14 protein-coding genes are annotated in these 13,603 nt (G+C 40.1%); 9 read left to right on the top strand and 5 right to left on the bottom strand.

Annotated features, from left to right (window positions below; all coding sequences use genetic code 11):
- Nucleotides 1–5 precede the first annotated feature (5 nt).
- Nucleotides 6–593 (bottom strand): hypothetical protein, encoded by a 588-nt coding sequence (locus AAA970_RS16005; protein ID WP_338237897.1) that lies wholly within the window; start codon nt 591–593, stop codon nt 6–8.
- A 595-nt stretch (nt 594–1,188) separates the two neighbouring features.
- On the opposite strand from AAA970_RS16005, the gene AAA970_RS16000 reads away from it, so the two are divergent.
- Genes AAA970_RS16000 through AAA970_RS15990 form a run of 3 tightly spaced genes read left to right on the top strand, consistent with a single transcriptional unit; the run spans nt 1,189 to nt 3,250 of the window.
- Nucleotides 1,189–1,494 carry a phage integrase N-terminal SAM-like domain-containing protein gene (locus AAA970_RS16000; protein ID WP_338237896.1) on the top strand — a complete coding sequence of 102 codons (306 nt, stop codon included), beginning with the start codon at nt 1,189–1,191 and terminating at the stop codon, nt 1,492–1,494.
- Nucleotides 1,464–2,084 carry a tyrosine-type recombinase/integrase gene (locus AAA970_RS15995; protein WP_338237893.1) on the top strand — a complete coding sequence of 207 codons (621 nt, stop codon included), beginning with the start codon at nt 1,464–1,466 and terminating at the stop codon, nt 2,082–2,084. Before AAA970_RS16000 ends, AAA970_RS15995 begins: the two co-directional genes overlap by 31 nt.
- Nucleotides 2,084–3,250 (top strand): IS91 family transposase, encoded by a 1,167-nt coding sequence (locus AAA970_RS15990; protein ID WP_338237895.1) that lies wholly within the window; start codon nt 2,084–2,086, stop codon nt 3,248–3,250. The genes AAA970_RS15995 and AAA970_RS15990 overlap by 1 nt, the downstream gene beginning before the upstream one ends.
- A gap of 293 nt (nt 3,251–3,543) precedes the next feature.
- On the opposite strand, the gene AAA970_RS15985 is transcribed toward AAA970_RS15990, so the two are convergent.
- Entirely contained in the window at nt 3,544–4,458 is a 915-nt protein-coding gene (locus tag AAA970_RS15985) for a hypothetical protein (RefSeq protein WP_338237894.1), read from the bottom strand.
- Nucleotides 4,459–4,708: 250 nt separating this feature from the next.
- Between AAA970_RS15985 and AAA970_RS15980 the strand changes: the two genes are divergently transcribed.
- The 6 genes from AAA970_RS15980 to AAA970_RS15955 all read left to right on the top strand — a co-directional run bounded on the left by AAA970_RS15980 (nt 4,709) and on the right by AAA970_RS15955 (nt 9,674).
- Nucleotides 4,709–5,014 carry a phage integrase N-terminal SAM-like domain-containing protein gene (locus tag AAA970_RS15980; protein ID WP_338237891.1) on the top strand — a complete coding sequence of 102 codons (306 nt, stop codon included), beginning with the start codon at nt 4,709–4,711 and terminating at the stop codon, nt 5,012–5,014.
- Nucleotides 4,984–5,604, top strand: coding sequence for a tyrosine-type recombinase/integrase (locus AAA970_RS15975; RefSeq protein ID WP_338237893.1), 621 nt, complete (start codon nt 4,984–4,986; stop codon nt 5,602–5,604). Before AAA970_RS15980 ends, AAA970_RS15975 begins: the two co-directional genes overlap by 31 nt.
- Nucleotides 5,604–6,770, top strand: a complete 1,167-nt coding sequence (locus tag AAA970_RS15970) for an IS91 family transposase (protein ID WP_338237892.1) — start codon at nt 5,604–5,606, stop codon at nt 6,768–6,770. Before AAA970_RS15975 ends, AAA970_RS15970 begins: the two co-directional genes overlap by 1 nt.
- Nucleotides 6,771–7,612: 842 nt before the next feature.
- On the top strand, nt 7,613–7,918 hold the full coding sequence (locus AAA970_RS15965; RefSeq protein WP_338237891.1) for a phage integrase N-terminal SAM-like domain-containing protein: 306 nt from the start codon (nt 7,613–7,615) through the stop codon (nt 7,916–7,918).
- Nucleotides 7,888–8,508 (top strand): tyrosine-type recombinase/integrase, encoded by a 621-nt coding sequence (locus AAA970_RS15960; RefSeq protein ID WP_338237890.1) that lies wholly within the window; start codon nt 7,888–7,890, stop codon nt 8,506–8,508. Before AAA970_RS15965 ends, AAA970_RS15960 begins: the two co-directional genes overlap by 31 nt.
- On the top strand, nt 8,508–9,674 hold the full coding sequence (locus AAA970_RS15955) for an IS91 family transposase (RefSeq protein WP_338237889.1): 1,167 nt from the start codon (nt 8,508–8,510) through the stop codon (nt 9,672–9,674). The genes AAA970_RS15960 and AAA970_RS15955 overlap by 1 nt, the downstream gene beginning before the upstream one ends.
- Nucleotides 9,675–9,977: 303 nt before the next feature.
- Here the strand turns inward: AAA970_RS15955 and AAA970_RS15950 are convergent, their stop codons facing one another.
- From AAA970_RS15950 to xerA, 3 genes are all read right to left on the bottom strand, one after another.
- The gene (locus AAA970_RS15950; RefSeq protein WP_338237888.1) at nt 9,978–11,705 is read right to left on the bottom strand and encodes a hypothetical protein; all 1,728 of its coding nucleotides are present in this window, start codon (nt 11,703–11,705) and stop codon (nt 9,978–9,980) included.
- Entirely contained in the window at nt 11,695–12,111 is a 417-nt protein-coding gene (locus AAA970_RS15945; protein WP_338237887.1) for a hypothetical protein, read from the bottom strand. The genes AAA970_RS15950 and AAA970_RS15945 overlap by 11 nt, the downstream gene beginning before the upstream one ends.
- Nucleotides 12,112–12,418: 307 nt before the next feature.
- Complete coding sequence (gene xerA, locus AAA970_RS15940) at nt 12,419–13,567, bottom strand: site-specific tyrosine recombinase/integron integrase (RefSeq protein WP_338237886.1); 1,149 nt, start codon at nt 13,565–13,567, stop codon at nt 12,419–12,421.
- Nucleotides 13,568–13,603 lie beyond the last annotated feature (36 nt).

Below are 13,603 nucleotides of genomic sequence, written 5' to 3'. Positions count from 1 at the left end.
ATTTTTCAATCATTCCAACCTTCAAATTCATTCATTTTCCATTCATTTGGTTGTAATGAGTTTTCGTATTCCTTTAGCTCTTTATAAGCATCTTCAACAATTGTTTCGTTGTCATACCAGATGTCATCAGCAGGATAACAGCAAACTCCATCAGTCAATTCTGATATAATTGCCGAAGAAAGCGAAGACATTCTAAGTTCAAGCGAATTTTGTGAACCCCAATTAAAAGTCAAAACCAATTTACAATCCGCAAGTTTAGAGTCTATCTCTGTATTTACATATTCAACCTTTTCTGTTGGCTTATTTAGTATTCTTTGAATCAAAGTCTTTTTTGGTTGAATTGAGTCAAGCTCTTTTTGTAAATCAAATTCGTCCTTATAAAACTCAAATCCTGATATAAATTCTTTGTCTTTGAATTCTTTGTTTTCAGGATTTTTAAACTTTATTCTAAATGGTAAAAATCCGCTGTGGTCAGCAAATGAAAAGTCTGGATGAATTTCACATTCCATATCAAATTGATTCATTCGTTCTATCCATTTGGGAATGATTGAATCGTCTACTTGTTTTACAAAAACATTTAAATCTAAACTCATATTTATTACTTCTTAATTCAATATCAGAGAGTGGGGAGGGGGAATTGAACCCCCATCGCTGTTGTCTTGATGTGTTGTCTCTTTGCATAATATTCTACAAGTCATATTGCTGTGGCCCCACACAATAGCTCCCACTCCGACAATAATGGTTTTTATAACATTCATAGGCTTCAAATTTTTTAGTTCAACAATTAGATTACTAATTATGAGACTCATCCAAAACTCTATGCTTGTAACTATACTATACATCAATTCAACATTTGTACACAAGTTCTTAAATATCTCTGTTTCTCTTTTTTAATGAATGCCAACGTTTAGTATAAGAAACGTAAGTGATTTCGAAGCTCTTACCTGTCAATTTGCGCTGAGCCAAATTTGCGTTTTGACACGAGTTTAAAGTTTCAAAACAACCCGTCAAATCGCAGATTTGGCGGAGCTGATTAAAAGTACAAACCTCCCGTAAACCACTGAGCCACTTATGTTTTTTATACATTGTTGAACTAAATCCCTTCGGGATAGCCCGTCACTAAAGATAGTGATCATACCGATTTTTATAAATTAAACCTTTCATATTTTTCACCTAACCCTTAAAAAGATGAGAAAAAAGAAAGGATTAACCATCGTTGAGCAGGCCATCATGGCTGTTCCGGAATTTGAGAACGTATGTAAGAAAATGGCTTCTCAGGTCAGCTTACGCGGTCAAAGTGAAAGCACACTGAACAATTACGTCCGGCGGGTGGCGCTATTTGTACTTCATTTTAAACAGCTGCCGGAGGAAATCAGTGAGGATGAGATCAATGAATATCTGGTGGCTTTAGCCCGTGACCCCAAGTCACCCTCCCGATTAGCTTCAAGCATATGGTTTATGGCTTGCGCTACTATTTCCGATTGTTGGGGATGAATAAAAATGCCATCGCCCTACCTTCCCTTAAAGGGGACACCAAATTGCCGGTCATTTTGAATCGCTCAGAGTTAAAAGAGCTTTTTGCTGCGCCTTTCTTACTCAAACAGCGCATCGTTCTCACGCTAATATACTCAGCTGGCCTAAGGGGTCAGGAGGTGATCAACCTAAAATTGGGCGATGTTGATTTGGAGCGAAAAACAATTCATATCCGGCAGTCAAAATATAAAAAAGACCGTATTGTGCCCCTTTCGGAAGTGATGGTTGTTGGTTTAAAAAAATATCTTTCTGCGGAACACCCTCACATTTGGCTTTTTAATGGAAAAGATGGCGGTCAATACAGTGTCCGTGGTTTGTCTTGGGTAATGCGGGAAGCATTGAAGAAAACGCAAATCAAAAAGAAGGTTAATCTACATTCGCTTCGGCATAGTTATGCGACCCATTTACTGGAAGATGGTTTGAATATCGTTACGGTAAAAGATCTGCTTGGGCACTCTGAAATCGGCACCACGATGATTTATTTACATGTGGCGCAATGCGAAAGGCTAACCCCTCATAGCCCATTGGATACCTTATATGGGCGGAGATAATGCGACCAGCCGTCGAAATTGCGGATGTCATTCGACAATTCGGGAAGCAATATTGTGAGCAACAAAAGCCTACCGCTGAACAGCTCAGGGTGCTCCATGATTTGCTTCACTGCCGGACTGCCACATTGGGTGGGCATGAAGAGCGATGTGATTGTTGCCATACGGTCCGCTATAGCTATAATAGTTGTGGAAACCGTCACTGCCCCAAATGTCTGGCTTCCAAGCAGGCTTTATGGATCGAAAAACTGATATCGAAAACCCTTCCGGTCAGGCATTATCATTTGGTGTTTACTGTGCCTCATGTGCTCAACCGACTTTGTCTTTATGATCGAAAACTGTATTACAGTGCACTTTTTGATGCTTGCTGGAGCACCTTAAAAACCTTCGGCTATACGCATTTCGGTGCGGAAACGGGGGCGGTTTGTGTTTTGCATTCCTGGGGACAAAATTTATCGCTGCATCCTCACCTTCATTGCCTGGTGCCTGCAGCGGGTTATGACTTGAAAGGTTGCTGGAAAAAACTGGGCGATCATCAAAAATTTCTTTATCCGGTGCATCAGTTAAGTGGTGTTTTTAAAGGGAAATTTCTGGATTTGCTCAAGCGAAGATTACGGAAAAAGCAGCTGTTATCCGATTTTGAGGAGACCATTGAAAATGCTTATGGGAAAAAATGGGTGGTATATTGTGAGCCCGCCATGGCCAATGCGGAGCACGTCATCCGTTATCTTGGTCAGTATACCCACCGGGTAGCGATCAGCAACCAGCGCATCCTAAAAATCACCAAAACCCATGTCTCTTTCATTGCTAAAAACTATCGGACAGGTGGGCAAAAAAGCGCCATAACGATCACTGGGGTTGAATTCCTCAGAAGATTTTGTCAGCATATTCTACCGAGGAATTTTGTCAAAATCCGATATTATGGACTCTATAATGCGACCACCAAGCGGAATTTAAAACTGCAATTTCAGCCAGAGGAACATCCGGTCGAAAAGAAAATTCAGCAGAGCAATGAAACTGCAACGGCAGTGATCCATCGCATCGCAGGTAAGGATTTCAAAAAGTGTCCTCACTGCGAGCATGGTAAAATGATTATCGTTCGGGAGCTTCCAAGAATTCGCTCGCCTGCCATTGCCATCAGCACCTTGTTCTACAAGGCCCTGCAATAATTTTGAATACCCACGAAAAAAAGCCGCATTTTCATGTGGCCTGGGACCGAACACCCTCAACCTCGGAGATTAGGCTGAAAATCGAAAAATAACCAAAAGAATCACCTTTTGGAAAGTCAATATTTGATGATTTTTAGCTTCAAATTTTTGTAATGAAGGCTGAGGGGTTAATAAAATCATCGACAAACTTGCCGAAAAACACATAGTATCAGCTCGGGGACTCCATGCGCTCAGGGGTGTAGTTCAACCGGGAATATTCGCTGGGTCTTGCAGACCGCTCGTATTCCTATTTATTAGGTTGCGTTTATTCTTGTCATTATAATCTCTTTTCCTTTCTGACTGCTAAAATGTAAAATGTCTTGGGATTCACATACTCCACAAACCCAAATCTGATATTTCACTTTACCAATCCAATTCCGTTTATTTTTTAATCTGGGTTTCTCTATTTTGTCACAGGAATTGCAATATGCAAGTCCTCTAGTTTTATCATCAATTTTGTATTTCTCCGCTTCCAGTAATAATTCAAATTCTCTTGCTATAAAACTATCCGCATTTTTTAATGTCAATCCCGTGTTAAAGATTGTATGGTTATCATATTTTAAATAGTCTAAATCCTCATCAATCTCGAAGAACTGAATGTACTTTTTTGAATAATCTGTGGAGCGAACGATGTCTTGCATAATTGCCAGTCCATCCTTTGGTTCCATCTTTTTATGTACTACCGATTCAGCCACATAAATTGCATAATTATCAATTAGTTCAAAATCAGTCCTATTTACGTCAAGCCCTAGTTCATTAATTGTCTGCCAAAAATATTGCTCACGCTCTTCTGTTGTATCCGAATCAAGTCCAGCTAGAATTATTAGGCTTTCCGAATCAAAACCTTTGCCCATCAGCATTATCGCCCAATCAATGAGCTTTTTGCTATCAAAGTGAGATAATACTCTTTGAGCTAATAATTTATAGGTCTCTTCCTGTACAAAACTTCTGATTTCACTCTCTATCCAGTTTGTTTTGGGTATCTGATATTCCTCAAATGCAAAATCAATTATAGTTTCTAAATCATCCTGCAAATGGTCTGCTACACATTTATCATTTAAATCATATACATACAGATACCATCCAACTTCAGGTAAATCTTCCTCAATCTTGAATCGCTTGTCTCCAAACTTACACTCTAATATTTTAAATTTTGAATCTGTATCCATTGTTTCTGTGTCGTCTGCAAAATGCAACCTAACGGTTTGCATATGGCTTGTGGCGGTTTCGAAGCACTTTACTGTCCACCGAAACCAAAGCTGGATACAAAGCGAAAGCCTTGCTGGCAGCCGATCACCCGCCATAAGCTATATGCTTTGTTGAACTAAATCCCTTCGGGATAGCCCGTCACTAAAGATAGTGATCATACCGATTTTTATAAATTAAACCTTTCATATTTTTCACCTAACCCTTAAAAAGATGAGAAAAAAGAAAGGATTAACCATCGTTGAGCAGGCCATCATTGCTGTTCCGGAATTTGAGAACGTATGTAAGAAAATGGCTTCTCAGGTCAGCTTACGCGGTCAAAGTGAAAGCACACTGAACAATTACGTCCGGCGGGTGGCGCTATTTGTACTTCATTTTAAACAGCTGCCGGAGGAAATCAGTGAGGATGAGATCAATGAATATCTGGTGGCTTTAGCCCGTGACCCCAAGTCACCCTCCCGATTAGCTTCAAGCATATGGTTTATGGCTTGCGCTACTATTTCCGATTGTTGGGGATGAATAAAAATGCCATCGCCCTACCTTCCCTTAAAGGGGACACCAAATTGCCGGTCATTTTGAATCGCTCAGAGTTAAAAGAGCTTTTTGCTGCGCCTTTCTTACTCAAACAGCGCATCGTTCTCACGCTAATATACTCAGCTGGCCTAAGGGGTCAGGAGGTGATCAACCTAAAATTGGGCGATGTTGATTTGGAGCGAAAAACAATTCATATCCGGCAGTCAAAATATAAAAAAGACCGTATTGTGCCCCTTTCGGAAGTGATGGTTGTTGGTTTAAAAAAATATCTTTCTGCGGAACACCCTCACATTTGGCTTTTTAATGGAAAAGATGGCGGTCAATACAGTGTCCGTGGTTTGTCTTGGGTAATGCGGGAAGCATTGAAGAAAACGCAAATCAAAAAGAAGGTTAATCTACATTCGCTTCGGCATAGTTATGCGACCCATTTACTGGAAGATGGTTTGAATATCGTTACGGTAAAAGATCTGCTTGGGCACTCTGAAATCGGCACCACGATGATTTATTTACATGTGGCGCAATGCGAAAGGCTAACCCCTCATAGCCCATTGGATACCTTATATGGGCGGAGATAATGCGACCAGCCGTCGAAATTGCGGATGTCATTCGACAATTCGGGAAGCAATATTGTGAGCAACAAAAGCCTACCGCTGAACAGCTCAGGGTGCTCCATGATTTGCTTCACTGCCGGACTGCCACATTGGGTGGGCATGAAGAGCGATGTGATTGTTGCCATACGGTCCGCTATAGCTATAATAGTTGTGGAAACCGTCACTGCCCCAAATGTCTGGCTTCCAAGCAGGCTTTATGGATCGAAAAACTGATATCGAAAACCCTTCCGGTCAGGCATTATCATTTGGTGTTTACTGTGCCTCATGTGCTCAACCGACTTTGTCTTTATGATCGAAAACTGTATTACAGTGCACTTTTCGCTGCTTGCTGGAGCACCTTAAAAAACTTCGGCTATACGCATTTCGGTGCGGAAACGGGGGCGGTCTGTGTTTTGCATTCATGGGGTCAAAATTTATCGCTGCATCCTCACCTTCATTGCCTGGTGCCGGCAGCGGGCTATGACTTGAAAGGTTGCTGGAAAAAGCTGGGCGACCATCAAAAATTTCTTTATCCGGTGCATCAGTTAAGTGGTGTTTTTAAAGGGAAATTTCTGGACTTACTCAAACGGCGTTTACGGAAAAAACAGCTGTTATCCGATTTTGAGGAGACCATTGAAAATGCTTATGGGAAAAAATGGGTGGTATATTGTGAGCCCGCCATGGCCAATGCGGAGCACGTCATCCGTTATCTTGGTCAGTATACCCACCGGGTAGCGATCAGCAACCAGCGCATCCTAAAAATCACCAAAACCCATGTCTCTTTCATTGCTAAAAACTATCGGACAGGTGGGCAAAAAAGCGCCATAACGATCACTGGGGTTGAATTCCTCAGAAGATTTTGTCAGCATATTCTACCGAGGAATTTTGTCAAAATCCGATATTATGGACTCTATAATGCGACCACCAAGCGGAATTTAAAACTGCAATTTCAGCCAGAGCAACATCCGGTCGAAAAGAAAATTCAGCAGAGCAATGAAACTGCAACGGCAGTGATCCATCGCATCGCAGGTAAGGATTTCAAAAAGTGTCCTCACTGCGAGCATGGTAAAATGATTATCGTTCGGGAGCTGCCAAGAATTCGCTCGCCTGCCATTGCCATCAGCACCTTGTTCTACAAGGCCCTGCAATAATTTTGAACAAGCACGAAAAAAAGCCGCATTTTCATGTGGCCTGGAACCCAACACCCTAAACCTCTGAGATTTATCTGAAAATCGGAAAATAACCTAGAAAATCACCTTTTGGAAAGTCAATATTTGATGATTTTTAGCTTCAAATTTTTGTAAAAAAGGCTGAGGGATAAAGAAATCCTGAAGAAACTTACCGCAAAACACATAGCATCAGCTCGGGGATTCCACGCGCTCAGGGGTGTAGTTCAACCGGGAATATTCGCTGGGTCTTGCAGACCGCTCGTATTCCTATTTATTGGCAAATCGTTTTTTCTTTTTATCAAGGGAACCTGTGCAAGCATTCCTTCAATCTATTTATCAATTTTTCGTCATTTAAACATTCTAATGGAGTCAGGTCGTCCAAGGCAGGAACATTAGAATCCATCCATTTTAGGCTATTTTCCCCAAGGTGATAGAATATGACTTTCGCTATATCAAGTTTTCCGTTGCACTTCTCTAAAAGTTTCAGCTGAAAGTTAGAGTTAGTCCAGTCTTCACCAAATAGATTGGAATATTTAATCCAGCTTTCTTCTCCTTTGAAATATTGTTCCAGTTTCCCCATTTGATTTTATCAATGTTTGCCAACGGTTAGTATATGAAAAGTAGGCGTTTTCTAAGCATCATACTTTCGGTTAAACACGAACTATGATAAGAGCCAAAACCCTTGAATTTAGAACTGTTACGCCTATTTTTTATATACATTGTTGAACTAAATCCCTTCGGGATAGCTCATCATCACTAAAGATAGTGATCATACCGATTTTTATAAATTAAACCTTTCACATTTTTCACCTAAACAAAAAAAGATGAGAAAAAAGAAAGGATTAACCATCGTTGAGCAGGCCATCATTGCTGTTCCGGAATTTGAGAACGTATGTAAGAAAATGGCTTCTCAGGTCAGCTTACGCGGTCAAAGTGAAAGCACACTGAACAATTACGTCCGGCGGGTGGCGCTATTTGTACTTCATTTTAAACAGCTGCCGGAGGAAATCAGTGAGGATGAGATCAATGAATATCTGGTGGCTTTAGCCCGTGACCCCAAGTCACCCTCCCGATTAGCTTCAAGCATATGGTTTATGGCTTGCGCTACTATTTCCGATTGTTGGGGATGAATAAAAATGCCATCGCCCTACCTTCCCTTAAAGGGGACACCAAATTGCCGGTCATTTTGAATCGCTCAGAGTTAAAAGAGCTTTTTGCTGCGCCTTTCTTACTCAAACAGCGCATCGTTCTCACGCTAATATACTCAGCTGGCCTAAGGGGTCAGGAGGTGATCAACCTAAAATTGGGCGATGTTGATTTGGAGCGAAAAACAATTCATATCCGGCAGTCAAAATATAAAAAAGACCGTATTGTGCCCCTTTCGGAAGTGATGGTTGTTGGTTTAAAAAAATATCTTTCTGCGGAACACCCTCACATTTGGCTTTTTAATGGAAAAGATGGCGGTCAATACAGTGTCCGTGGTTTGTCTTGGGTAATGCGGGAAGCATTGAAGAAAACGCAAATTCAAAAAAAGGTTAATCTACATTCACTTCGGCATAGTTATGCGACCCATTTACTGGAAGATGGATTAAATATCGTTACTGTAAAAGACCTGCTTGGGCACTCTGAAATCGGCACCACGATGATTTATTTACATGTGGCGCAATGCGAAAGGCTAACACCACATAGTCCATTGGACACCCTATATGGACGGAGATAATGCGACCAGCCGTCGAAATTGCGGATGTCATTCGACAATTCGGGAAGCAATATTGTGAGCAGGAAAAGCCTACCGCTGAACAGCTCAGGGTGCTTACTGATTTGCTTCACTGCCGGACTGCCACATTGGGAGGGCATGAAGAACGATGCGACTGTTGTCATACGGTCCGCTATAGCTATAATAGTTGTGGAAACCGTCACTGCCCCAAATGTCTGGCTTCCAAGCAGGCTTTATGGATCGAAAAACTGATATCGAAAACCCTTCCGGTCAGGCATTATCATTTGGTGTTTACTGTGCCTCATGTGCTCAACCGACTTTGTCTTTATGATCGAAAACTGTATTACAGTGCACTTTTCGCTGCTTGCTGGAGCACCTTAAAAAACTTCGGCTATACGCATTTCGGTGCGGAAACGGGGGCGGTCTGTGTTTTGCATTCATGGGGTCAAAATTTATCGCTGCATCCTCACCTTCATTGCCTGGTGCCGGCAGCGGGCTATGACTTGAAAGGTTGCTGGAAAAAGCTGGGCGACCATCAAAAATTTCTTTATCCGGTGCATCAGTTAAGTGGTGTTTTTAAAGGGAAATTTCTGGACTTACTCAAACGGCGTTTACGGAAAAAACAGCTGTTATCCGATTTTGAGGAGACCATTGAAAATGCTTATGGGAAAAAATGGGTGGTATATTGTGAGCCCGCCATGGCCAATGCGGAGCACGTCATCCGTTATCTTGGTCAGTATACCCACCGGGTAGCGATCAGCAACCAGCGCATCCTAAAAATCACCAAAACCCATGTCTCTTTCATTGCTAAAAACTATCGGACAGGTGGGCAAAAAAGCGCCATAACGATCACTGGGGTTGAATTCCTCAGAAGATTTTGTCAGCATATTCTACCGAGGAATTTTGTCAAAATCCGATATTATGGACTCTATAATGCGACCACCAAGCGGAATTTAAAACTGCAATTTCAGCCAGAGGAACATCCGGTCGAAAAGAAAATTCAGCAGAGCAATGAAACTGCAACGGCAGTGATCCATCGCATCGCAGGTAAGGATTTCAAAAAGTGTCCTCACTGCGAGCATGGTAAAATGATTATCGTTCGGGAGCTTCCAAGAATTCGCTCGCCTGCCATTGCCATCAGCACCTTGTTCTACAAGGCCCTGCAATAATTTTGAATACCCACGAAAAAAAGCCGCATTTTCATGTGGCCTGGGACCGAACACCCTCAACCTCGGAGATTAGGCTGAAAATCGAAAAATAACCAAAAGAATCACCTTTTGGAAAGTCAATATTTGATGATTTTTAGCTTCAAATTTTTGTAATGAAGGCTGAGGGGTTAATAAAATCATCGACAAACTTGCCGAAAAACACATAGTATCAGCTCGGGGACTCCATGCGCTCAGGGGTGTAGTTCAACCGGGAATATTCGCTGGGTCTTGCAGACCGCTCGTATTCCTATTTATTGTGCGTAGTTATTCTTCTTCTGTCCGCCATTCGTCACCAAATACTAGCAATTTATTTGTTCTTAAATAGTCGTATTGCTCCTGTGTCAAATAAATGATACTTGCTTCTTGTCCACCTGAATAAAGTTCATAGAACTGTCCTTCCAAGTTTTGTTCTGAAACAACAGATTTTGTGAAATTGAAAAACTCGGTATCAATCCAATCATTTTCAATTTTAAGCATCTTGCTGTACGACTTATTTCCAATTTTAAATTTTAATTCAACTTTCTTTTTCTTCTCAATGTCAAAATTGTCAGATATTTCAGTCGCCTTAAAATCATCGTGAGATATTTTCTTGTACTCTCGAATTAATTCAGCGTAAGGGTCTTCAAGATTACCTAATTCTGTATCAAACATATAAATAACATCAGGAAAAGCCATTAAAACGTCATTTAGATTGCTATTCTCTTGTTCGGAAACCTTCTCTTTTGCTTTTTCAATTTGTTCACTTGTTAAGTGTGATAATAATCCAATATTCTTATACTCTTCTATAGTCTGTTCAATTTTTTTGCTTGTCAATTTATTTTTAAAGCTTTCGTAGCTTGGTGTAAAATAAACACCACCACCGTGAAGCAAATCTGCTTGTTCTTTTGTCAATGCTATTATTCCAAAAACTTTCCATTCAACTGCGTTTCCTTGATATGCTTTTACTTCGTGTAGTCTGTAAGACGATTGCAGGTCAGCAAGTATTTTATTGAAGATTTTATAATATTCTTGTTGGTCTATTTTGTTACCGTAGTATTGGTTTTTGCTCGGACTATATAAGTGATAGCTACTTTTCTGTTTATATTTCTTGCCGTTTGATTTTAGTGAAACAACAAAATCATAGAACTTACTATCACTGTCGGAAATTGAGCTGTCAAGCACAACTTGAAATTCAAAATTCACAAAACTCAATTCGGGAATTATGCTTGCTGTCTTTTGATGTATAAGTTCAAGATATTTCTGAGGCTCATTCGGATAATCTTGCTCGTTAATTATGACAGCTTTATTACAGTATTTTAAAAAATCGATAGGCTTTTGTAGCTTCTCTTGTTCTATATCTGCAATAAGATTATCATACTTTAAACTCACAATTTCTTTGCTTTTGAGTTTATCTGCAAATACTTTGAGTTTATCAGGGTTCATATGTTCCTTTAATACTACTTGCTCAATTATTGTTGGTAATAATTGAAGTGAATGAATAAATTCATTATTGTTTACCTTGGATTGGAAATGAATGAACTGATTTTCACTTATTAAATCGCAAGATTTAAGCTTCGAAAGATATTGAATGAGTTCTTCGTTTATTTTGGACTGTTCTGCTAGTTTAGGTTTTTCATCTCCAAAACTTAAATGCGTTCCAATTTCTGAATAGTATTTTCCTGTCAACTTCTTAAATTCAATTTGAAATAGAGAATATAGATAGGTTGCTTTGGATTTTGAATCACCTTTTTTAAGAAGTTCTTCAAAATCCTTCACTTGTTTTTGTTCAATTATTTTATTGTTAATTAGCTTTTTTAAAGTGCTGTCCATAGTCTGTCCGTTGGCAAAATTTGCTGTCAAAATTAATACGGTCAATAGTTGTAGTAGGGTCTTTATATAATTACGCACAACGGTTTGCATATGGCTTGTGGCGGTTTCGAAGCACTTTGCTGTCCACCGAGACTGAACTTGGCTACGAAGCGAAAACCTTGCTGGGAGCCATTCACCCGCCATAAGCTATATGCGTTGTTGTGGTGTCGTTTTTTTTATTTATTGCTTCAATTTCTATTGTTTCTATTCGTCCTAAAAGTCCAATCCTTATTAAAAGTCCGATTATCAGAAAAATTGGAAATAATATCAATGCTAAACATCCATAATTCGAACTCCAATAGGTGAATTTATGTCCTTTGAGATTTGGTCGGTCGAAAACAATGGATTTATAATGTTTACCAAACAGATAAATATCCTTGCTTGACCAACCCGTTTCGAATACAGAGTCCAAAAATTTGTCAACTTTCTCTTTGTTCTCATCGTTGAATTCAACGTCTCCAAACTCGCCTGACCAACCTTCTGTCTTTTTATTCCAATATTGAATGTCAGATACTTTTTTCCATTCGTCATCTGGCCAAATAAAACTCACAATTGTTCCTGTCCGAATGTGTTTTAAGTCCAATGTCGGTGAGTCCTGTTGTCCGTTTATTTCAAAGTCTTCAGCAGGTTGAAATTTTTTGTCAATATATTCTTTCCAATTCTCGATTTCGTTTGTCTTTTAATGCACCACAACAATTGTATATCAGTGACTCGAGTGATCGATAGCCAATCAAAACGATCATATGATCGATATCCGCCATGTATGGGACACAGCTTCGCCACCTGAGTCACAATTTTTAATATCGCATTAAAATAGTGGTCTCTTGCTTATTATCCAAGAGCGCCGCGTTTTAATCCTAAAACTGCATATTATCGAGCGGACTCTTGAACGACCCCATATTTTTTGTGCTTACGTGGGTATATATTTCCGTTGTTTTGCTGGAATTATGCCCCAATAGCGCCTGTATATACCTCAGGTCCACTCCGTCCTCCAATAGGTGAGTGGCAAAACTATGGCGTAGCATATGGGGCGTTACCTTCACCTGTATATTGGCCCTTTTGGCATAACGATCTAAAAACTGGCGGATAGACACTGGGGAGTAAGGACTTCCTTTTTTTGTTCCTTCAAACAAATAAGTGGTCGGTCGGTAGGCTTTAAAATACTTTCTAAGGCAGGCCAGGGTGTTCTGTGAAAGTATGGTTGTTCTGTCATGCATGCCCTTTCCTCCTTTTATATTGATTACCATGCGGTTGGAGTCAATATCTTTTATCCGGAGGTTACAAGCTTCAGATACGCGTAAGCCTCCGCCGTAAATACAGGCAATAATTGCCCGGTGTTTGGTGTTTTTGGCTTGCAAAATTAGTTTTTGAATATCTTCTTTACTGATGACTTTTGGCAGTGAATTGGGTTTTGCGGGTCGCTGTACATGGTAAAATTGCGTATCGAGCTGGGCGATATGTTCGTAGTAAAATTTGATGGCATTAATGGCTTGATTTTGAGCGGAAGCAGACATTTTTTTAACCCTCACCATATGCAATAAATACTTTTCTATTTCATGTTTTTCGATATTATTAATAGGTATTCTGCGGTAGTAGGCCAGGAATTGCTGGAAACAATGCAGGTAGGTATTGGCAGTATGGTAACTATACCTTAAACTTTCGAGCCTGTCCAACATCGCTTGTAGAGCTTCCTTGCGATCGGGGGCAATACTGATGTTTTTATATTTTTTTTGTAGCCCCTGGTAATTATCCTGCCGCTCCGCTTTATTTCTAAAAATGGCCTTTCCGTCTACCCAGGCTACCCCTTTAAAAAGTCTGAATATACATTGTATATGATAGGCGGTATGCGGAATGTAGGTACAGGCAAGTTGGGCATTCCATTTTAGGTCCGGGAGTTGTTTGATCAATTTTTTAAACCCTTCTTCCCAGGGGAAGTCAATGCGGATAAATTTCCCTTGGTTGATTTGTAGTTTAGACAGACGGATGTATTTGGGATTAGGAGCCATTTTTTATTTGTAAAATACTCAATAGAAGCGACTTAA

The sequence above is a fragment of the Persicobacter diffluens genome (assembly GCF_036244895.1).
GTDB classification, from domain to species: Bacteria; Bacteroidota; Bacteroidia; order Cytophagales; family Cyclobacteriaceae; genus Persicobacter; species Persicobacter diffluens.
The sequence above is the reverse complement of the archived record's forward strand: the minus strand, read 5'-3'. Positions and strand labels throughout refer to the sequence as shown.

What these genes read in the sequence shown, in the direction of transcription:
- AAA970_RS16005 (WP_338237897.1), bottom strand. Translation starts at nt 593, where the DNA reads ATGAGTTTAGATTTAAATGTTTTTGTAAAACAAGTAGACGATTCAATC.
- AAA970_RS16000 (WP_338237896.1), top strand. Translation starts at nt 1,189, where the DNA reads ATGAGAAAAAAGAAAGGATTAACCATCGTTGAGCAGGCCATCATGGCT.
- AAA970_RS15990 (WP_338237895.1), top strand. Translation starts at nt 2,084, where the DNA reads ATGCGACCAGCCGTCGAAATTGCGGATGTCATTCGACAATTCGGGAAG.
- AAA970_RS15985 (WP_338237894.1), bottom strand. Translation starts at nt 4,458, where the DNA reads ATGGATACAGATTCAAAATTTAAAATATTAGAGTGTAAGTTTGGAGAC.
- AAA970_RS15980 (WP_338237891.1), top strand. Translation starts at nt 4,709, where the DNA reads ATGAGAAAAAAGAAAGGATTAACCATCGTTGAGCAGGCCATCATTGCT.
- AAA970_RS15970 (WP_338237892.1), top strand. Translation starts at nt 5,604, where the DNA reads ATGCGACCAGCCGTCGAAATTGCGGATGTCATTCGACAATTCGGGAAG.
- AAA970_RS15965 (WP_338237891.1), top strand. Translation starts at nt 7,613, where the DNA reads ATGAGAAAAAAGAAAGGATTAACCATCGTTGAGCAGGCCATCATTGCT.
- AAA970_RS15955 (WP_338237889.1), top strand. Translation starts at nt 8,508, where the DNA reads ATGCGACCAGCCGTCGAAATTGCGGATGTCATTCGACAATTCGGGAAG.
- AAA970_RS15950 (WP_338237888.1), bottom strand. Translation starts at nt 11,705, where the DNA reads ATGGCGGGTGAATGGCTCCCAGCAAGGTTTTCGCTTCGTAGCCAAGTT.
- xerA (WP_338237886.1), bottom strand. Translation starts at nt 13,567, where the DNA reads ATGGCTCCTAATCCCAAATACATCCGTCTGTCTAAACTACAAATCAAC.